Raw genomic sequence first — 19,772 nt, 5'->3', positions numbered from 1 at the left:
CGATGGCCCTCACCCTGCACCGGATCCACGCCGACGTCGCCGACTGCCTCGGCGAGGAGACCGCCGACATCCCGGTGGACGAGAACCTCGTGGATCACGGCCTCGACTCGGTCCGCATCATGACGCTCCTGGAGGGCTGGCGCCGCGACCACGGCGTCACCGCCGACTTCGCCGACCTCGCGGAGAAGCCCGCCGTGGAGGCCTGGGCGGAACTCCTGGGGGCGACCTCATGACCGTCACCACGTCCGCCCCCGCCGGGACGCGCACCGGCCCGGCGGCCGGACTCCCGCTCTCCGCCGCCCAGTCGGGCATGTGGTACGCGCAGGCGCTCGACCCGTCCAGCCCGGCGCTCAACACCGCCGAGTGCGCCGAGATCGACGGCCCGCTGGACCCGGAGCTCTTCGCCCGGGCCCTTCGGCTGGTCGTCGAGGAGGCCGACGCGCTGCGCACCCGGTTCGTGGAGACGCCCGAGGGGCCACGTCAACTGGTGCTGGACGAGATCGAGTTGCCCTTCCAGGTGCTCGACCTGCGGGACGCCGACGACCCGGCGGCCGCCGCCGGGCGGTGGATGCGCGAGGACCTCGCCGAGCCCTTCGACCCCACCGGCACCCGGCCGCTGTTCCGGCAGGCGCTGCTGCGGACCGGCGACGAGCGCTGGCTGTGGTACCAGCGGATCCACCACCTGGTGATGGACGGGTACGGCTACACCCTGCTGGGCCGCCGCACCGCCGAGGCGTACACCGCCTTCGCCCGCGGCGAGGAGCTTCCCGCGCGCACCTTCGGGCCGCTGGCCGAACTGGTCGGCGCGGACGTCGAGTACCGCTCCGGCGAGGCGTTCGAGGCCGACCGGGAGTACTGGCGGCGGCTGCTTGCCGACCGCCCCGAGGCGCCGCACCTCGCCGGGCGTTCCGCCCAGCCCTCGCGGAGCTTCCTGCGCCGCACCACGCACCTCTCCCCCGAGGCCACCGCACGCCTGCGGGAGACCGCCGCCGCGCTGAAGGCCACCTGGCCCGAGGTCCTGATCGCCGCCCAGGCGCTGTACACCGCCCGCGCCACCAACCGGCAGGACGTGGTGCTCGGTGTGCCGCTGATGGGCCGGATGGGCTCGGCGGCGCTGCGCGTCCCCGGCATGGTGATGAACGTGCTGCCGCTGCGGGTGTCCGTGGAGCCGCGGCAGACCTTCGCCGGCCTGGTCCGCCAGGTGGTTCTGGCGCTGCGCGCCGCCCGCCGCCACCAGCGCTACCGCTACGAGGACATCCGCCGGGACCTCGGCCTGCTGGGCGAACGGCGCTCCCTGGTCGGGCCCCTGGTCAACACCATGCCGTTCGACTACGCGGTGAGCTTCGCGGGCTCCCCCGCCCGCCTCCGCAGCCTGTCCGCCGGGCCGGTCGAGGACCTCACGGTCAACATCTACGACCGCGCCGACGGCCACGGCCTGGAGATCGACCACGACGCCAACCCCGCCCTCTACTCCGGGGAGGAACTCGCCCTCCACCAGCGGCGTTTCCTGGCCCTGCTCGACCGCCTGGTCGCCGGCGACCCAGCGCTGCCCCTGGCCGCGCACCCGGTCGCCCTGCCCGAGGAACTCTCCCTCGTGCTGCGCGAGTTCAACGACACCGGCCACGAGGTCCCGCCCACCACGCTGATCGGCCCGATCGAGGCGCAGGCCGCCCGCACGCCGGACGCCCCCGCCCTGGTCTTCGACGGCACCACCCTCACCTACGCCGAACTGAACGCCCGGGCCAACCGGCTGGCCCGCCACCTGGCCGAGCGGGGCGCCGGTCCCGGCAAGGTGGTCGGGGTGGCGCTGCCCCGCTCCCTGGAGCTGGTGATCAGCCTGCTGGCGGTCGTCAAGTCGGGCGCCGCCTACCTGCCGCTGGACCCGGACCATCCGGCGCGGCGGCTCACGGACATGCTCCAGGACACCGCGCCGGTGTGCGCGGTGACCGACCACGGCCGGCGGCTCCCGTCCGGTGTCGACACGCCGCTGGTGGTGCTCGACGGGCTGGACCTGTCGGCCTACCCGGCCTGCGACCCGGCGAGGGCGCTGACGCCCTCCCACCCGGCCTACGTCATCCACACCTCCGGCTCGACCGGCCGCCCCAAGGGCGTCGTGGTGTCCCACGGGGCGATCGACAACCGGCTGCGGTGGATGCAGCACGCGTACCCGCTGGCCCCCGGCGACAAGGTGCTGCAGAAGACGCCCGCCTCGTTCGACGTGTCGGTGTGGGAGTTCTTCTGGGCGCTGCGCGTGGGCGCCACGCTGGTGGTGGCCGAGCCCGGCGGGCACCGGGACCCGGCCTACCTGGCGTGGCTGATCAACGAGGAGGCGATCACCACCTGCCACTTCGTGCCCTCGATGCTCCAGCTCTTCCTGGCCGAGCCCTCGACCGCCTCGGTGGCCGGCACGCTCCGCCAGGTGTTCTGCAGCGGCGAGGCGCTGTCCCGGGACACCGCGCGCGCCTTCGCCCGCCGGCTGCCCGGGGTCCGGCTGCACAACCTGTACGGCCCGACCGAGGCCGCCGTGGACGTCAGCTTCCACGAGGTGCTGCCCGAGCACGACGGGCCGGTGCCGATCGGCGCGCCGGTGTGGAACACCCGGCTGTACGTGCTGGACGCCGCGCTCCAGCCCTGCCCGCCCGGTGTGCCGGGCGAGCTGTACCTGGCCGGCGCGCAGCTGGCCGACGGCTACCTGGGCCGTCCGGAGCTGACCTCCGCCCGTTTCGTCGCCGACCCGTTCGGCCCGCCCGGTGGGCGGATGTACCGCACCGGCGACCTGGCGAGGTGGCGGGCGGACGGCCAGGTGGAGTACCTGGGCCGCACCGACCACCAGGTGAAGCTGCGCGGCCAGCGGATCGAACTCGGCGAGATCGAGGCCGCGCTGGCCGCCCAGGACGGCGTGGACGGGGCGTGCGCGCTGGTCCGCGAGGACCGTCCCGGGGACCAGCGGCTCGTCGGCTACGTCACCGGCGCCGCCGACCCGGTGGCTCTCCGCGAGGCGGTGGCGCTGACGCTTCCCGAGCACATGGTGCCGTCGGCGGTCGTGGTGCTCGGGGAGTTCCCGCTGTCGCCCAACGGCAAGCTGGACCGCCGCGCGCTGCCCGCCCCGGTCCACCGGGCCGGCGGCGGACGGCGGCCCACCGTGGCCCGTGAGGAGGCGATGGCCCGGCTCTTCGCGGAGGTGCTGGGCCTGGGCGAGGTGGGCGCCGACGACGCCTTCTTCGACCTGGGCGGCTCCTCGCTGCTGGCGATCCGTCTGGTGGCCCGGATCCGCGAGGAGTTCGGCGCCGAGCTCACCCTGGGCTCGCTGTTCGCCGCGCCGACGCCCGCGGCGCTCGCCGCCCGGCTGGACAGCGCCCGCCCGTCCTCCTCGGACGCGCTGGACGTGGTGCTGCCGCTGCGCCCCGAGGGCGACCGGCCTCCGCTGTTCGTGCTCCACCCGGCGGGCGGCATCGCCTGGTGCTACGCGGGTCTGCCCGCGCGGCTCGGACCGGACCGGCCGGTGTACGGCATCCAGGCGCCCGGCCTGCTGGAGGGCGGCCCGCTGCCGAGGTCGCTGGAGGCGCTGGCCGCCGCGTACGTCGAGCAGGTCCGGGCGGTGCGTCCGCACGGCCCCTACCGGCTGATGGGCTGGTCGGTGGGCGGCGCGCTGGCGCAGACCATGGCGGTGCTGCTCCAGGAGGCGGGCGAGGAGGTCGACCTGCTGGCGCTGCTGGACGCGTTCCCCGCCGAGCAGTGGAGGGAGCGGCCCGCCCCGGAGGAGGGCGACGCGCTCACCGCGGTGCTGCGGATGGCCGGCCTGGAGCGGACCGAGGAGGCGACCAAGGAGGACGTGGTCGCGACCCTGGCCCGGCTGGGCAGCCCGCTGGGGGGGCTGTCCGACGTCACGCTGAACCGGATCGTCGACATCGTGCCGCACAACGCGCGGCTGATGCGCGAGCACGTCCACCGGCGGTACGAGGGCGACCTGCTCTTCTTCACGGCGTCCGCCCCGCGGGCGGAGGACTGGCTGAGCTGGGAGTCCTGGCGCCCGCACATCGGCGGGGAGATCCACAACCTGGACCTGGACTGCACCCACCCGCTGATCACCCAGGGCCGCCACCTGGACGCGGTGGCCGCGGTGGTCTCCGCACGGCTGAAGGAGCTCGACGCGTGAGCACGACCGACATCCCGTCCCCGTTCGACGCCGCGACGCCGTTCCTGGTGCTGGTCAACGCGCGGGGGGAGCGCTCGCTGTGGCCCGAGTGGCGCGGGACGCCGGCGGGCTGGACGGTGCTGTCCGGCCCCGCGCCGCGGGAGGAGTGCGAAAAGCGTCTCCGCCTCCCCTGACGCCGAGGGCCGCGTCCTGGCCCGACGCCGGAGGCCGCGTCCCCGCCCGGGGCGCGGCCTCCGGGCGCACGGGTGCGCCGCCCGGCCGCTGCACCCCTCGCACGCCGGCGACCCGCAGCGCGTGCACCACTCCCCAGTAGTGGTCCTCCGGCACCCCCCGCGCCGCCTCCAGCAGCAGCGGGACCATCCGGGCCGGGTCCGCCGCCACGCACCGCACCGCCTCCGCGGGCACCCGGACCCGCACGTAGGCGTCCAGGAGCAGCCGCACCTCCCGGTCGCGCCCCGCGTCGCACAGGTCCGGCACCCCTGGGACCTCCCTCGGTCGTCGCCCCTGGAACCGGCGCCGCCCGGTTCCGAAGTTCCGGCCGGGACGCGGCGTGGTCCGCCGCCTGCGGGCGGTGACGGCCGGCGCCCGCCGCCCCGCGGCCCAGGTGTAGCCCCCTGCCTCGGGGGCACCCGGCGGGCGCACGGACCGTCGACCTCGTGCGCCCGCGCGATGCAGGGGGCGCGCCGAAACGGATGGCTGATGACCAGCGGATTCCCGGGTCCGCAGGGCTACGGCTCGGACCCCTTCGCAGAGTTCTTCGCACGCCTTTTCAGCAGTGGCCTCTTCGGCCCCTCCCCCTCGGCCCGGGGCTCCGGCGCCGGCCCGCAGGCGGGCCAGGGCGGTGGCCAGGGGGGCGGTGACGGCGCGCCGCCCCGGCGGGTGGACATCGGCCGCCTGATGAGCCGTCCCGCCCAGGACCTGGTCCGCGCCGCGGCCGCCTACGCCGCCGAGCACGGCAGCCGTGACCTGGAGACGGAGCACCTGCTGCGCGCCGCCCTGGCCATCGAGCCCACCCGGGGCCTGATCGCCCGGGCGGGCGCCGACCCGGACGAGCTGGCCGCGGACATCGACAGCCGCTCCGCCGCCCCCGCCGGGAACGAGACGCCGCCGGCCTCGGTGGTGATGACGCCCGCGGTCAAACGCGCCCTGCTGGACGCGCACGAGCTGGCGCGCAGCCGCGGCGACGGCTACATCGGCCCCGAGCACGTGCTGAGCGCGCTGGCCGACAACCCCGACTCGGCGGCCGGGCACATCCTCAGCACGGCCCGTTTCGCCCCCACTCCCCCGCCGGAGGGCCAGGACCCGTCCTCCCCGGCGGGCCGGCGCGGGCCCTCCGGAAGCACCGCGGTGGGCCGCCACCCCGAGCAGCCGCAGCACGGCATGAACACGCCCTATCTGGACCAGTTCGGCCGTGACCTCACGGACCTGGCCCGTCAGGGCCGCATCGACCCGGTGATCGGCCGCGACGAGGAGATCGAGCAGACCGTCGAGGTGCTCTCCCGCCGCGGCAAGAACAACCCGGTGCTGATCGGCGACGCCGGCGTCGGCAAGACCGCGATCGTGGAGGGCCTGGCCCAGCGGATCGCGGACGACGACGTCCCCGACGTGCTCGCCGGACGCCGTGTGGTCGCCCTGGACGTGTCCGGGGTGCTGGCCGGCACCCGCTACCGCGGCGACTTCGAGGAGCGGCTCAACGGCATCATCGACGAGATCCGCGCACACCCCAACGAGCTGGTCGTCTTCATCGACGAGCTGCACACGGTGGTCGGCGCGGGCGGCGGGGGCGAGGGCGGCGGGATGGACGCCGGCAACATCCTCAAGCCGGCCCTGGCCCGCGGCGAACTGCACGTGGTGGGCGCCACGACGCTGGAGGAGTACCGGCGGATCGAGAAGGACGCCGCGCTGGCCCGCCGCTTCCAGCCGGTCATGGTGCCGGAGCCCTCGGTCGCCGACGCGATCGAGATCCTGCGCGGCCTCGCCGACCGCTACGAGGCCCACCACCAGGTGCGGTACACCGACGAGGCGCTGGTGGCGGCCGTGGAGCTCTCCGACCGCTACCTCACCGAGCGGTTCCTGCCGGACAAGGCGATCGACCTGATGGACCAGGCCGGTGCCCGGGTCCGGCTGCGCTCGCGCGGCCGCCGCACCGACGTGCGCGCGCTGCAGCGGGAGGCCGAGCAGCTGACCCGCGACAAGGACCAGGCGGTCGCCGCCGAGCAGTACGAGGAGGCGACGCGGCTGCGGGACCGGATCGAGGAGGTCCGCGCGCGCATCGAGACGGCGGGCCAGGACGAGCAGCCGGACGAGGGCCAGAACCTGGTGGTCACCGTGGAGTCGATCGCCGAGGTCGTCTCCCGGCAGACGGGCATCCCGGTGTCCAGCCTGACCGCCGAGGAGAAGGAGCGGCTGCTGCACCTGGAGCAGCACCTGCACGACCGGGTGGTGGGCCAGGACGAGGCCGTCAGGGCGGTGTCGGACGCCGTGCTGCGGGCCCGTGCCGGTCTGGCGGGCGCGGACCGGCCGATCGGCAGCTTCCTCTTCCTCGGTCCGACCGGCGTCGGCAAGACGGAGCTGGCCCGGGCCCTCGCCGAGGCGCTGTTCGGCAGCGAGGAGCGGATGGTCCGGCTCGACATGAGCGAGTACCAGGAACGCCACACGGTGAGCCGCCTGGTGGGCGCGCCGCCCGGATACGTGGGGCACGAGGAGGCCGGCCAGCTCACCGAGGTGGTCCGGCGTCACCCGTACTCGCTGCTGCTGCTCGACGAGGTGGAGAAGGCGCACCCCGACGTCTTCAACATCCTGCTCCAGGTGCTGGACGACGGGCGGCTGACCGACTCCCAGGGCCGCACCGTGGACTTCACCAACACGGTGATCGTGATGACCAGCAACCTGGGCTCGGAGGCGATCGTCCGGGGCGGCGGGACGCTGGGCTTCGCCGCCGCGGACGCGGCGGCGGACGAGGAGGCCCGCCGGGAGCAGGTGCTGCGCCCGCTGCGGCAGCACTTCCGGCCGGAGTTCCTCAACCGGATCGACGAGATCGTGGTGTTCCGCCAGCTGACCGACGTCCAGCTGCGGCAGATCACCGACCTGATGCTGGAGCGGACCCGGCGCCGGCTGCGCGCGCAGGACGTCACCGTGCGGTTCACCGACGAGGCGGTGGACTGGCTGGCGCGTCACGGCCACCAGCCGGAGTACGGCGCCCGCCCGCTGCGCCGCACCATCCAGCGTGAGGTGGACAACGAGCTGTCCCGGATGCTGCTGGACGGCCGCCTGTCCACGGGCGGCCGGGTGACGGTGGAGGTCGGCGCGGACGACCGTCCGGCCTTCCGCGTGGAGAGCGGCGGTTCGACCGCGTCCGCCGCGCAGGACGTCCCGCCGGAGGCGCCGTTCGGCGGCTCCGGCGGGACGGGTTCCTGACCCGGGCCCCGCGGGTGCGGTCCGTCAGCCGGCGGGCCGCACCACCATGGCGGATCCGCCGCCGCGGCGTACGGTCTCGGCCGCCGCGGTCCAGCGGCCGTCGGGCAGCCGGTGCACGCCGGTGGCGGCGCCGATCTCCGGGTTGCGGCTGAACACGTGGCCGAGGGCCTCGAGCCGCCCGCGCAGCGCGCTGTCGTACAGGCCGGGTTCCAGTTCGGTGCGGGCCGCGTTGCGCTGGCTGGCGCGGGGCGCGGCGATGGCGTCGACCAGCGGCAGGCCCCGGTCGACCACGCCGGTGAGGGTCTGCAGCACCGTGGTGATGATGGTCGCGCCGCCCGGTGAGCCGAGTGCCAGTACCGGCCTGCCCTTGCCGTCGAGCACGATCGTCGGGGACATCGAGGACCGCGGCCGCTTCCCCGGACCGGGCAGGTTCGGGTCGTGGACGGCCGGGTTCGCGGGGGCGAAGGAGAAGTCGGTCAGCTCGTTGTTGAGCAGGAAGCCGCGGCCCGGGACGGTGATGCCGCTGCCGCCGGTCTGCTCGATGGTGAGCGTGTAGGCGACGACGTTGCCCCACTTGTCGGCGACCGTCAGGTGGGTGGTGCTCTCTCCCTCGTAGGTGGTCGGCGCCGCCTCGCCGCCGCTCGCGCAGGCCTGCGGATCGCGCGGGTCGCCGGGGGCGACGGGGCTGGTGAGCACCGCGTCGTCCTTGATCAGGCAGGCGCGGGAGTCCGCGAACTCCTGGGAGAGCAGTTCCTCGGTGGGCACGTCCTCGAAGGCGGGGTCGCCGACCCAGCGGCCGCGGTCGGCGAAGGCGATCCGGCTCGCCTCGACGAAGCGGTGGAGGTACTGCTCCTCGGTCGCCCTGGAGAGGTCGGTGCTCTCCAGGATGTTGAGGGCCTCGCCGACGGTGGTGCCGCCGGAGGACGACGGGGCCATGCCGTAGACCTTCAGGCCCCGGTAGCGGACCTCGGTGGGCGCCTGCGCCCTGACCCGGTACCGCGCGAGGTCACGCCCGGTCAGGTCGCCGGGCCGTGCCCGGTGGGCCGAACCGGGGTCCACCGGCGGGTGGTTGACCGTCTCGACGATGTCCTCGGCGATCGGCCCGCGGTACATGACGCCGGCGCCCTCCCGGGCCATCCGGGCGTAGGTGCGGGCCAGGTCCGGGTTCTTCAGCGTCGAGCCGACCACGGGGAGCTGTCCGCCGGGGAGGAACAGGTCCACGGTGTCGGGGAAGTTGCGGAACCGGGCCTCGTTGGCGGCGGTCTGCGCGCGGAAGGTCTCGTCGACGGTGAAGCCGTCGCGGGCCAGCCGTTCGGCGGGCGCCAGCACGGATCCGAGCCGCTTGCTGCCCCACTTGTCCAGGACGGTCTGCCAGGTGGCGGGGGTGCCGGGGGTGCCGACGCTCAGGCCGCTGGTGACGGCCTCGGCGAACGGGATCGGCTTGCCGTCCTCCAGGAACAGGTCGCTGCCGGCGCTCAGCGGCGCGGTCTCGCGGCCGTCGACGGTCTGCACGGTACGCGTCCGCGCGTCGTAGTGGACGAAGTAGCCGCCTCCGCCGACACCGGCCGAGTAGGGCTCGGTGACGCCGAGCGCGGCGGCGGTGGCGACGGCCGCGTCGACCGCGTTGCCGCCCTTCCTCAGGATCTCCAGCCCGGCCGCGGTCGCGTCCGCGTCGACGCTGGAGACGGCCCCGCCGTACCCGGTGGCGACCGGCGTCTTGACGGGGGTCTCACCGGGGCGGCCGGCCGGCGAGCCCTGCGCCGGGGCGGCGACGGTGAGGGTGGAGAGCAGGGCGGCCGTAACGGCCAGGACCGCCGGCCTCGTCGCCCGGCGCCCTGCCGGCGCCCGGGTCGTGTTCCGTGTGACGGGCAGGGGTGTGGCGGAATGACGCACCTTTACCTCCGGTCATCGGTAATCGCCGCAGCCTAGCCCAAATTGCCGTGCACATTTCAGAGGCGCGCTCGAACGCCGAGGCGGGCGTCGACCAGGAGTTCACCACAGAACGGCTGGAGTTTCGGCGGAGGGACGGACGAGCGGGGCCGCAGCACGCACGGGGCCACGCCGACGGTTCCGGACATCCTCACGGACGGCGGCACTCCGCATGCCGGGACACCCCTGCGGCCTGCCGCTCGTCCGTCCTGGCGCCGCGCCGGGCCGGTGACCAGTGGGCGCGGCCCGGGCGGTGCGGCCCGGGCATCCGCGAGCGCGTTCCCGCCCGTATCGGGAAAACGCTTACTACGTTCCCCGAAGGCCCGTTCGCGCGGGCGCGGGCGGTGTGGCCGGAATGAATCACCGGCCCGTGAGGCGTCCTTGTCGGCCACTGATGATCATGTGAAGGTTCGTAAGGTTTTCGGCCATGCCGGGCCAGGACGGTCGTCGCGGCCACGGGGAGGGAGGCGTACCTGGCCGCGGCCGGCACGGCGGCGGAGCCCGTGGTCCGTCGTCAGGCCGCCGACGTCCCGCCCGCAGCCGCCTCTGGACTCCTCACCGGCATCCGCCCGAGCCGACGCCGCCCGCACCGCAGTGGAGAAGGAGATTCATGGACGCCACCGCTCTAGCGTCATCCGCATCCGACGTCCTGCGCGACGCCCTGTCCGGCAGGGCACTGACGTTCTGGCAGGACCATACACCCCTGCAGCAGTTGGTGTCCCTGGGGCTGCTCCGCAGAACCGCCGGCGGCTTCGTCCCGGTCGCCGAACGCATAGCCCACCACGCGGTCGCCGACGCGCTCTCCCACGACCTGGAGGAGCGGGCGCTCGCCATCCTCTCGCTGGTGCGCTCGCAGCCCGACCCGCCGGGGCCGGCGACCGTGTCCTCCCAGGCCGTGCTGCGCGAGATCGCCCGGGCCCGGCGGGACGTGCTCATCGCGCTGCCGGGCGCCGTCCCCCCGGACCCCTACCTGCAGAACCTGGCGGAGGTCAGCAGGGCCGTCCTGGCCCGCCGCGCCCGGGTGAAGGTCCTCTGCCAGCATCCGGCCCGTTACAACGAGTCGGTCAAGAGCTTCGTCCGGCGGATCGACGCCCCGGGCGGCGAGATCCGCACGCTCGACGACTTCTTCAACCAGCTCGTGGTGGTCGACGGCCAGGCCGCCTTCCTGCTGACGCCCGATCTCCGGACGAGGAACACCGTGGTCACCGACCCGGTGACCGTCTCGTTCCTGGTGGACCTGTACGAGCGTCACTGGACCCGCGCGGCGGGCCACCCCTTCCGTCCGACGCACGCGGCACGCGCCGCCGGGGACGTCAGCACGCCGTTCCGGAAGGCGCTGATCCAGATGCTGATCGACGGGCACCCGGACAAGCACATCTCCAAGAAGCTGGGGCTCTCGCAGCGCAGCACGGCGGAACACGTGGCCCGTCTGAAGGCCGAGCTGGGGGCGAAGAACCGCACGGAGATGGGCTATCTGCTCGCCAAGAGGGAGCTGGGGGCGTCCTTCCCGCCCGCCGAGGCGCTCGGTCCTCCCGTGCGGCTTCCGGCCTGAGGTGACCTGCCGGCGGGCGCCCGCGCCCGCCGGGGCCCGGCCGCCCGGCCGGCTCACCGGCCGTGCCAGGACCGCCAGAGGGCGGCGTAGGTGCCGCCCCGCGCGATCAGCCGGTCGTGTCCGCCGTACTCGGTGATGCGGCCGTCCTCGACGACGGCGACCAGGTCGGCGTCGCGGGCGGTGTTCAGGCGGTGGGCGATGGCCACCACGGTCCTGCCCTCCAGCACCGCGGCGAGCGAGCGCTCCAGCTCCCGGGCGGCCTGCGGGTCGAGCAGCGACGTGGCCTCGTCGAGGACGAGGGTGTGCGGGTCTGCCAGGACGAGGCGGGCGAGGGCGATCTGCTGGGCCCGGGCGGGGACGGGGGTGAGGCCGCCGGCGCCGAGTTCGGTGTCCAGTCCCCCCGGCAGGGCGCGCGCCCAGTCCGCCGCGCCCACGGCGTGGAGCGCGTCCCACAGGGCGTCGTCCGCCGCCGCGGGGCGGGCGAGCAGGAGGTTGTCGCGCAGGGTGCCGACGAACAGGTGGTGCTCCTGGCTGACCGCCACCACGTGTTCCCTGATCCGCTCGGCCGGCATCTCCGCCAGCCGGGCGCCGCCGAGCGTGACCTCGCCCGTCCTCGGGGTGTGGATCCCCGCCAGCAGCCGGCCCAGGGTCGACTTGCCGGCCCCCGAGGGGCCCACCAGCGCGACGCGCGTGCCGGGCCGGATCCGCAGCGACACCTCGTGCAGCACGTCCCTGCCCGGCGTGTAGCCGAAGCGGACCCGTTCGGCGGCCATCTCCCGTCCGCGGGGCGCCAGGCCGCCGGGGCCCTGGCCGGCCTCGATCTCGTGGACCCCGATCAGCCGGGCGAGCGACACCTGGGCCACCTGGAGGTCCGCGTACCAGCGCAGGATCATGTCGACGGGGTTGACCAGCATCTGCACCAGCAGTGCCCCGGTGGTCAGTTCGCCGACGGTGAGCCGGCCCCGCAGGGTCAGCCAGCCGCCGATCAGCAGGACGAGGGTGAGGATCAGGGTGTGGGTGGCGTGGACCGCGAGGAAGAACACGGTGCGCAGCCACATCGTGTACCGCTGCCAGCCCGTCCAGACCCGCAGGCGCCCGTCGGACCGTGCCACCCGGCGGCTTCCGAGCCGGTGGGCCTCGATGGTCCGGCCGGCGTCGATCGACTCCGCCAGCGTTCCGCACACGTCGGCGTATCCCGCGGTCTCCGAGCGGTAGGCGCCGGGCGCCAGGCGGAAGTACCAGCGGCAGGCGACCAGCAGCAGCGGGAGGACGAGCAGCGTCACCAGCGCGAACACCGGTGACGTCACCGCCAGTCCGCCGAGCAGCAGACCGGCCCACATCACCGAGATGACCAGCTGGGGCACGGCCTCGCGCATGGCGCCGGACAGCCGGTCGACGTCGGTGGTGACCCGGGACAGCAGCTCCCCGGTGCCGGCGCCCTCCAGCACCTCCGGGGGCAGTCCCACGGCGCGCACCAGGAATTCCTCCCGCAGCTCGGCCAGCATGCGCTCGCCGAGGACCGCCCCCCGCAGGCGCACCTGCCAGGTGAACAGCCCCTGGACCGCCACCGCGGCAAGGAACAGGCCGACGGTGGGCGCGAGGTCCACCTCGCGCCCCGCCGCGACGGACCCGACCGTGCGGCCGAGCAGGAAGGGACCCGCCATGGAGGCGCCGACGGCCACCGCGTTCACGGCGACCAGCAGGGCGAACTCCCTGCGGTGGCGCCGCAGCAGCGTGCCGATGTGGCGCCGGACGGCCGCTGGGGAGGCGACGGGCAGGGACGTCGCCCGCCGGGAGGCCGCCGGGTCGTCGTGCGGGGGACGGACGCCTCTCACGCCGGTTCCTCCAGTTCCCTCTCGCCGGCGGTGCGGCGGGGCCGCTCGTCCGCCGTCCGGCCGACCGCCGCCCGGTAGGCGGGTTCGGTGCGCAGCAGTTCGCGGTGGGTTCCGGCGGCGACGGCCGTCGCGCCGGCCAGGTACACCACGCGGTCGGCGCGGTCCAGCAGCAGCGGGCTGGAGGTGAGCACCACGGTGGTACGGCCCTTCCTGAGTTCCCTGAGGCCGTCGGCGATCCGGGCCTCGGTGTGGGAGTCGACGGCGCTGGTCGGCTCGTCCAGCACCAGGACGCCGGGGTCGGCCACGAGGGAGCGGGCCAGTGCCAGGCGCTGGCGCTGGCCTCCGGAGAGCGACCGGCCGCGTTCGGTGACGGCCGCGGCCATCGGGTCGTCACGGGGGCCGGGCAGGTCGCGGCGGGGCGCGGGCAGGGACTTGCGCAGGGCCTCCAGGACGTCCGCGCACTGCGCCGCCTCGAGTGCCCGGCGCGCCGTCACGGCTCCGGAACGGGGCACGTCCAGCAGTTCGGCGAGGGTGCCCGACAGCAGCGTCGTCTCCTTGTCCTGGACGAGCACCGCCGTGCGGGCGTCGTCGAGGCGGAGCGCGTCGAGGGGGACGCCGGCCAGGAGGGCGGGCGGCTCCCCGGCGGCGCGGGCGACCGGGTCGTGCCCGCCGAGCCGGTCGGCCAGGCGCCCGGCGGCGTCGGGGTCGCCGCACACCACGGCGGTCAGCAGGCCCGCGGGGGCCAGCGTCCCGGTGACCGGGTCGAACAGATCGCCGTCCGGCAGTACGTCGTACCCGGGGGCCGCCGGCTCGGACTGCCGCCGCATGGCGAGGAGCCGGGCGGCCCGGCGCGCGGAGGGGCGGGAGAACGACCAGGCCATGGCCATCTCCTCGAAGCTCCTGAGCGGTGTGACGAGGAAGGCGGCGAAGCCGTAGCAGGCGATCAGCTCACCGACGGGCATGCTCCCGTCGAGTGCGAGACGCGCCCCGCGCCAGACGACGGCGGTCAGGAAGAGGCCCGGCAGCACCACCTGCACGGCGGCGATCAGCGCCCACATGCGCGCGCTGTGCACGGCGGCACCGCGCACCTCCTGGGAGGCGTGGCGGTAGCGCCGCAGGAACAGCTCCTCGCCCCCGATGCCGCGCAGCACCCGCAGGCCGGCGACGGTGTCGGAGACCAGGACGGTGGCCCGGCCCGCCCTGGCCCGCTGCACGTCGGCGCGCCGGGTCGCGTACGGCAGCAGCGGCAGCGAGGACAGCGTCATCAGCGGGCATCCGACGGCCACGATCCACGCCATCTCCGGCTGCGTGACGGCCATCGTGACCGCCACCCCCGTGACCGCGGCCAGGGCCGAGGAGAAGCGGGCCGTGGTCTCCACGAACCACCCGATCTTCTCCACGTCGTTGGTGCTCACGGTCGCCACCTCGCCCGCCGCCACCCGCCGCCCGAGCACCGTGCCGAGTTCGGCGGCCTTGCGGGAGAGCAGCTGCTGGAGACGGGTGGCGGCGGTGATCCAGTTGGTGACGGCGGCGCGTTGCAGCATCGTGTCGGCGACGGCGGCCACCGCTCCCGTCACGACGAGCCATCCGGCGGCCGCGGCGAGCGCGCCCGTCGACCGGTCGGCCACCGCCTGGACGGCGCGTCCCACCGCCACGGGCAGCGCCGCCAGGGACGCGAGGTGGAGCAGGCCCCACAGTCCGGCCGCGAGCTGTCCGCGCCACTGACGCCTCTCCAGCCACAGGAGGAGACGCGGACCGGACCGGACGTCGGGGACGCCGGGATCGGCATGGGGCAGTGCGCGCAGCGACATGGCATCCCGATGGGTCTCGAGGGCGGGCGGGGCACGGGGGTGACGGGGCACGAGGGGTGACGGGCCGGGCTGTGTCCACCCTGCCTCCTCGGCGTGTCCTTCCACGGCGGTCGGCAGGAAGTTGCACCGCAGCTTTGTGGGGGGTCCCTGCCCGGGCGCCGTCCCGCATTCTTGCCACGAGCCGTGGAGCGCCGCTCCTCGGCGTGTCCGCCCCCGCTGGGATGCCCTACCGACAGGAGCCTTCCGTGCACAGTGTCCACGTCCCCCTGGAATCCGTCGTCACCACCACCGGCACCCCGCCGGCCCACGCGTCGCCGCAGACCACGGTCGCGTTCAGCGCGGACGGGAAGAGCTACGCCACCGGCAGCTACGACGGCAGGGTCGTCGTCTGGGAGCGCGACACCCGCAGGATCCGATGGGTGCGCCATCACCAACGGCTGGTCAACACGGTCCGCTTCTCCCCGTCGGGCGAGCTGCTGGCCAGCGCCGGGGCGGACAAGGTCTGCCGGGTGTGGCGGACCGCCGACGGCGGTCTGGTCAACGTGCTCTCCCGGCAGCCCGACGACGTCAACGCGGTGGCCTGGATCGACGAGAACCGCCTGGTGACGGTGTCGCAGGACGGGACCGGCCGGGTGTGGGACATCGCGACGGGAACGCTCGCGGAGGTCACCCTCACCCATGCCGACCACTGCATGTCGGTCGACGCCGGTGGACCGGACGCGCTGGCGACCTGCGGCGAGGACGCCAGGATCCGCATCTGGTCCGGTGACGGCACGCTGGTGCGCACCCTGGACCAGAGCGGTCACGCCGAGATGTGCCGCTGGTCGCCCGACGGCGAACTGCTCGCCGCCGCCTGCGACGACGGCTACGTCCACATCCTGCGCCCGGACGGCGAGCTGGTGTCCAAGCTCGGCCCCTACGACGCGGCGGTCAAGTCGGTCGCGTGGTCCCCGGGCGGCGAACGGGTCGCGGTCGGCGCGTACGACAGCACGGTGCGCATCTGGAACCGTGCCGACGGCCGGGAGCTGTCGCGGTGGTACGGGCCGCACCTGTGGCCGCGCTCGCTCGACTGGTCGCCGGACGGCGCGTCGCTGATCGTCGGCACGATCAGCTCCGCCGCCGAGCTGCTCACGGTGCCCGAGCAGGCGCCGGACGAGGCCGGCCTCACCTTCGAGGTGACGCCCACCTCGACCACGGCGGGGGTCAACCACCTGGTGACGGCGGGCGCCCTGCTGGCCTCCGGCGGGGACGACGGCCGGGTGTCCGTCTGGGCCGCGGCCGACGGCGCGGGCGCTCCGCTCCGGGTGCCCGTGGGCGACGGCAGCCTGGTCAACGCGGTCTCGCTCACGGCCTCGGGCGACCTGTGCGCCTACGGCACGTTCCGCGGCCGGGTCGGTGTCCTCTCCCTCTCCGACGCCGACCGGGACGACCGGGAGCTGGCCGCCGAGGAGTTCGGCCACCCGGTCAACCGGGTCGGCTGGTCCGCCGACGGCACCCGGCTCGCGGTCGCCGACTACAGCGGCGCCCTGGGCATCCACCGGTGGGACGGCACACGCCTGACCCCGGTGCTCAGGTACCACGGCCACGACGGGTCCATCAAGGACTTCAGCTGGCTCGGCGACGACCGCCTGGTCACCGTCTCCACCGACCGCACCGCGCACCTGATCACCGCGGACGGGGAGCTGATCCGCTCCTTCACCGGTCACGGCGAACTCGTCAACTCGGGCTCGGTCACCACCGTCGGCTCCACCCACGTGCTCGCCACCGCCTCACGGGACCGCACGATCCGCCTGTACGACCTGGAGTCGGGCGCGCTGCTCGGTGTGCTCACCGGGCACGACGAGTCGGTCAAGGCCGTGGCGTGGCAGCCGGGCGGCGCGCCCGTCCTGCTCAGCGGCGGCTACGACTTCACCGCGCGGCTGTGGACCGTCGATCCCGGGACCTGGCAGGCGCGGTCGGTGGAGACGCTGGCCGGCCACACCAACGCCGTCAGCACCGTCGCCTGGCTCGGGGACACCCCGGTGACCGGCGGCTGGGACAACCGTGTGCTGCTGTGGGGGTCCGGACCCGACGGCGGCCGGACGCCCCGCACGCCGGCCGGTGTCCCGCAGCTCACCGCGCCGGACGGGGTGCGCCCGTGACGGCCCGGGCCGGGGCGGCGGTCGAGCCGCAGGCGCCGGGGCTCACGGCCGCGGGCGGGGGCGACCGCGCCACCGCCGCCGCGGGACTGCGCGTGGTGGGCCGGGCCGCGGTACGCCGCCGCGTCGCCCTCCCCCGGCAGTCCCTGCCGGGGACGCGCCCCGCCGAGTTGGTCACCTTCGACGGCCTCGTCGACGGGCGTGAACACGTCGCGCTGGTGTGGCGGCCGGACACGGCGAGGCCGCTGGTGCGCATCCACTCCGAGTGCCTGACCGGCGACGTGTTCGGCTCGGCCCGCTGCGACTGCGGTCCGCAGCTCTCGGAGACGCTCGGCCTGATGGAGCGAAGGGGTGGCGTGCTGCTCTACCTCAGGCAGGAGGGGCGGGGGATCGGGCTCTACAACAAGATCGACGCCTACGCGCTCCAGGAGGCCGGGGCGGACACGGTGGACGCCAACGTGCGGCTGGGCTTCCCCGCCGACGGCCGCTCCTACGAGGTGGCCGGCCAGATGCTGGACGCCCTCGGCCACCGCGACGTCGCGCTGGTGACGAACAACGCCGAGAAGGTCAAGGGCCTGCGGGCCTGCGGGATCGAGGTGTCGGAGCAGGTGCCCACCGGGGTGTTCGTCCGCCCCGAGAACGTCGACTACCTGGAGACGAAACGGATCAGGATGGGGCACGCCATCACGGTGGACCGCCCTACGTCCTCGATCGCGCCGAGTGCCTGAGGAGAGGACCGCAGTGCTCAAGCAGTTCGGGATGGCAGGGACGGACCTGGCGCGCCGCGCCGCCGACAGCGTCGTCCTGCTCGCCGACGACGCGGCGGGCGACGCCAACCGTTTCTACATGCACCGCGCCAGGCCCGGGCTGACCGCCGTGGCCGGCCTGCTCGACCCCGGGCCGGACGCGGCGGTCACCGACGCCACCCGCGCGCTGCGCGGTGCGCCCCGTGACGCGGGGGCCCACCGGCGGCTGCGGGAGGCCGTCGCCCGCGCCCTGGAGGCCGGCCCGGCGTTCCGCGACGCCCTGGAACGGGCCGTCGGCGAGGTCAACGCCACCTCGCGCATCGGCTACCACCTGGGCGACGACCACACGGGCCACCCGGAGCCGGCCGGCCCCCGGCGGGCCGTGCCGCCCCGGGACGGCGCGCCGGGCACGGCGGGGGGCGCCGTCGTCCAGGTGGTCATCCCCTTCCGGGACACCAGTGCCACCGGGGAACGCCTCGGCAACCTGCTGGCGTGTCTGGACGCGCTGCGCGACCAGTCGGCGCCGTCGGCGGACTACGCGGTGACCGTCATCGAGTGCGACACCGAGCAGCGGTGGCGGGCGAAGATCGAACCGCGCGCCGACGAGTACCTCCACGCGTACAAGGCGGGTCCCTTCAACCGGTCCTGGGCCGTCAACGCGGCGGTGGTCAACTCCGTCTCGGGCGCCTCCTTCGTCTGCGTGCTGGACGCGGACGCCCTGGTGGACCGGCACTTCGTCGAGCGCAACGCCCGGCGGTTCTCCGGCCCGTCGGTGGGGGCGTTCCTGCCCTTCACCGACCTGCTCTACCTCGACACGTGGTCCACCCGCTGGGCGGTCGAACAGCGGCTGTCGCACGGTGCGGCGAGCGTCGACCTCGGCCGGGTGCGCGGCTTCCTGGTCCACCGGGCCTCGGGCATGTGCGTGTGGCTGCGCCGCGAGGTGTTCGACGCCGTCGCCGGTTACGACGAGCGGTACGAGGGCTGGGGCGGCGAGGACCTGGACCTCGTCCTGCGGCTGCAGCGCGCGACCGCGTTCCGCTACTTCGACGACCCGCTGCTCCACATGGAGCACCCGGTGACCCCGGGGATCGTCGACGCCCAGGGCAACACCACCGGGGTGCATCCGCCGATGCTCACCTGGCGGCCCGAGGCGCCGATCGGCAGCCTCACCGCCTTCGGCCCTCCCCCCGTCCGTTGACGAACGTCCGGATCACCCGGTCAGCAGGGAAGTGATCATGCGTCTGTCCTTGGTAGCGGTCATCGGCGCGGTGGAGGACGAACTCCTCCGCGAGTTCGCCGCGCACTACACGAAGCTCGGAGTGGGCGAGTTCTTCGTCGGCTTCCACTTTCCCGACCACGTGCCCGAGGAGGAACGGGAGCGCACGCTCGGCACCTGGCGGCGCCTGGCGGGCCCGCCGGCGCTCGTGAGCACCGGCCCCTGGCACGAGCACCTGCACGGCGAACTGCGCGACCGGCTGCGGGCCGCCGCGGGCGAGGGGTGGCACCTGATCGCCGACTCCGACGAGTTCCACGCCTACCCGCTGTCCCTGGAGGAGACCGTCGCGCGCGCGGAGGCCGCCGGGCATCCGCTGGTCAACGGCGTCCTGCTGGACCGGCTGGCCGCCGACGGCGGGCTGGCGGGCGCCGGGGACGCCCCGGACCTGGACACGCGCTATCCCGTGGGCGGCTTCCTCACCGCCCGGCTCACGCGGGGCAATCCGCGCAAGGTCGTCCTGGCGCGGTCCGACGTCCAGCTGGCCCTGGGCAGCCACTACTCGCCCACGGTCAGGATCGACGTGGACGAGGTCCGGGACATCCCGGTGGTGCACCACTTCAAGTGGCGGCCTCCCGTGCTGGACGACCTCCGGCGCCGCATCGAGATGCACCGCAGCGGTGCGTGGACGGAGGTGACCGACACCCTCCCCGAGGAGGCCGAGAGGTACCTCGACCACCTTCTCGCCCACGGCGGCCGGGTCGACGGCGACGCGCTGGGCATCGCGTTCCGGCCGGTGTCGCTGGCCCGCGTGCCCGACTGGTGGGAGGCGGAGGCCCGGCAGATCCTGCGCGAGCGGATGGCGTCGGCGCCCCGTGGCTGAGCCGCCGGGTGCGGCCCGGACGGCGGGGGCGCGTTCACGCGGAGCGCGCCTCCCCCGCCTCATTCCGGTCCGCCCGTGCGACCCCTGTGTTC

Annotated in this window: 12 protein-coding genes; 9 read left to right on the top strand and 3 right to left on the bottom strand. The window is 74.9% G+C overall.

Features of this window, described 5'->3' with window-relative positions:
- Nucleotides 1-2 precede the first annotated feature (2 nt).
- The 4 genes from GBN72_RS03465 (at nucleotide 3) to GBN72_RS03445 (ending at nucleotide 7,573) form a co-directional block, all read left to right on the top strand.
- Nucleotides 3-233, top strand: coding sequence for a phosphopantetheine-binding protein (locus GBN72_RS03465; RefSeq protein ID WP_151770115.1), 231 nt, complete (start codon nucleotides 3-5; stop codon nucleotides 231-233).
- On the top strand, nucleotides 230-4,156 hold the full coding sequence (locus GBN72_RS03460) for a non-ribosomal peptide synthetase (protein WP_151770114.1): 3,927 nt from the start codon (nucleotides 230-232) through the stop codon (nucleotides 4,154-4,156). The genes GBN72_RS03465 and GBN72_RS03460 overlap by 4 nt, the downstream gene beginning before the upstream one ends.
- Nucleotides 4,153-4,329 carry an MbtH family NRPS accessory protein gene (locus GBN72_RS03455; protein ID WP_164540347.1) on the top strand — a complete coding sequence of 59 codons (177 nt, stop codon included), beginning with the start codon at nucleotides 4,153-4,155 and terminating at the stop codon, nucleotides 4,327-4,329. Before GBN72_RS03460 ends, GBN72_RS03455 begins: the two co-directional genes overlap by 4 nt.
- Nucleotides 4,330-4,855: 526 nt before the next feature.
- On the top strand, nucleotides 4,856-7,573 hold the full coding sequence (locus GBN72_RS03445; protein WP_151770112.1) for an ATP-dependent Clp protease ATP-binding subunit: 2,718 nt from the start codon (nucleotides 4,856-4,858) through the stop codon (nucleotides 7,571-7,573).
- Between the two features lie 24 nt (nucleotides 7,574-7,597).
- Here GBN72_RS03445 and ggt read toward each other — a convergent pair whose 3' ends face one another.
- The gene (ggt, locus tag GBN72_RS03440) at nucleotides 7,598-9,382 is read right to left on the bottom strand and encodes a gamma-glutamyltransferase (protein WP_151770917.1); all 1,785 of its coding nucleotides are present in this window, start codon (nucleotides 9,380-9,382) and stop codon (nucleotides 7,598-7,600) included.
- A 730-nt stretch (nucleotides 9,383-10,112) separates the two neighbouring features.
- Here ggt and GBN72_RS03435 point away from each other — a divergent pair.
- Nucleotides 10,113-11,054: a LuxR C-terminal-related transcriptional regulator gene (locus tag GBN72_RS03435; RefSeq protein ID WP_151770111.1), complete on the top strand. Its 942-nt coding sequence runs from the start codon at nucleotides 10,113-10,115 to the stop codon at nucleotides 11,052-11,054.
- A gap of 53 nt (nucleotides 11,055-11,107) precedes the next feature.
- Here the strand turns inward: GBN72_RS03435 and GBN72_RS03430 are convergent, their stop codons facing one another.
- Nucleotides 11,108-12,889, bottom strand: a complete 1,782-nt coding sequence (locus tag GBN72_RS03430; protein WP_151770110.1) for an ABC transporter ATP-binding protein — start codon at nucleotides 12,887-12,889, stop codon at nucleotides 11,108-11,110.
- Entirely contained in the window at nucleotides 12,886-14,700 is a 1,815-nt protein-coding gene (locus GBN72_RS03425) for an ABC transporter transmembrane domain-containing protein (RefSeq protein WP_151770109.1), read from the bottom strand. Before GBN72_RS03425 ends, GBN72_RS03430 begins: the two co-directional genes overlap by 4 nt.
- 245 nt (nucleotides 14,701-14,945) lie before the next feature.
- Here GBN72_RS03425 and GBN72_RS03420 point away from each other — a divergent pair, with 245 nt between their 5' ends.
- From GBN72_RS03420 to GBN72_RS03405, 4 genes are read left to right on the top strand one after another with little or no spacing between them, the layout of a single operon-like run.
- A complete protein-coding gene (locus GBN72_RS03420) occupies nucleotides 14,946-16,841 on the top strand; it encodes a WD40 repeat domain-containing protein (RefSeq protein WP_246212232.1) in 1,896 nt (631 codons plus the stop codon).
- Nucleotides 16,838-17,566 (top strand): GTP cyclohydrolase II, encoded by a 729-nt coding sequence (locus GBN72_RS03415; protein WP_439959728.1) that lies wholly within the window; start codon nucleotides 16,838-16,840, stop codon nucleotides 17,564-17,566. Before GBN72_RS03420 ends, GBN72_RS03415 begins: the two co-directional genes overlap by 4 nt.
- A 13-nt stretch (nucleotides 17,567-17,579) precedes the next feature.
- Nucleotides 17,580-18,782 (top strand): glycosyltransferase family 2 protein, encoded by a 1,203-nt coding sequence (locus GBN72_RS03410; protein ID WP_151770107.1) that lies wholly within the window; start codon nucleotides 17,580-17,582, stop codon nucleotides 18,780-18,782.
- Between the two features lie 37 nt (nucleotides 18,783-18,819).
- The gene (locus GBN72_RS03405; RefSeq protein ID WP_151770106.1) at nucleotides 18,820-19,680 is read left to right on the top strand and encodes a glycosyltransferase family protein; all 861 of its coding nucleotides are present in this window, start codon (nucleotides 18,820-18,822) and stop codon (nucleotides 19,678-19,680) included.
- The last annotated feature ends 92 nt before the right edge of the window (nucleotides 19,681-19,772 follow it).

It is taken from the genome of Streptomyces abyssomicinicus, assembly GCF_008974245.1.
In the GTDB taxonomy this organism is placed as follows: domain Bacteria; phylum Actinomycetota; class Actinomycetes; order Streptomycetales; family Streptomycetaceae; genus Streptomyces; species Streptomyces abyssomicinicus.
This window is presented reverse-complemented; position numbering and strand designations above follow the sequence as displayed.

What these genes read in the sequence shown, in the direction of transcription:
- GBN72_RS03460 (WP_151770114.1), top strand. Translation starts at nt 230, where the DNA reads ATGACCGTCACCACGTCCGCCCCCGCCGGGACGCGCACCGGCCCGGCG.
- GBN72_RS03465 (WP_151770115.1), top strand. Translation starts at nt 3, where the DNA reads ATGGCCCTCACCCTGCACCGGATCCACGCCGACGTCGCCGACTGCCTC.
- GBN72_RS03435 (WP_151770111.1), top strand. Translation starts at nt 10,113, where the DNA reads ATGGACGCCACCGCTCTAGCGTCATCCGCATCCGACGTCCTGCGCGAC.
- GBN72_RS03445 (WP_151770112.1), top strand. Translation starts at nt 4,856, where the DNA reads ATGACCAGCGGATTCCCGGGTCCGCAGGGCTACGGCTCGGACCCCTTC.
- GBN72_RS03425 (WP_151770109.1), bottom strand. Translation starts at nt 14,700, where the DNA reads ATGTCGCTGCGCGCACTGCCCCATGCCGATCCCGGCGTCCCCGACGTC.
- GBN72_RS03405 (WP_151770106.1), top strand. Translation starts at nt 18,820, where the DNA reads ATGCGTCTGTCCTTGGTAGCGGTCATCGGCGCGGTGGAGGACGAACTC.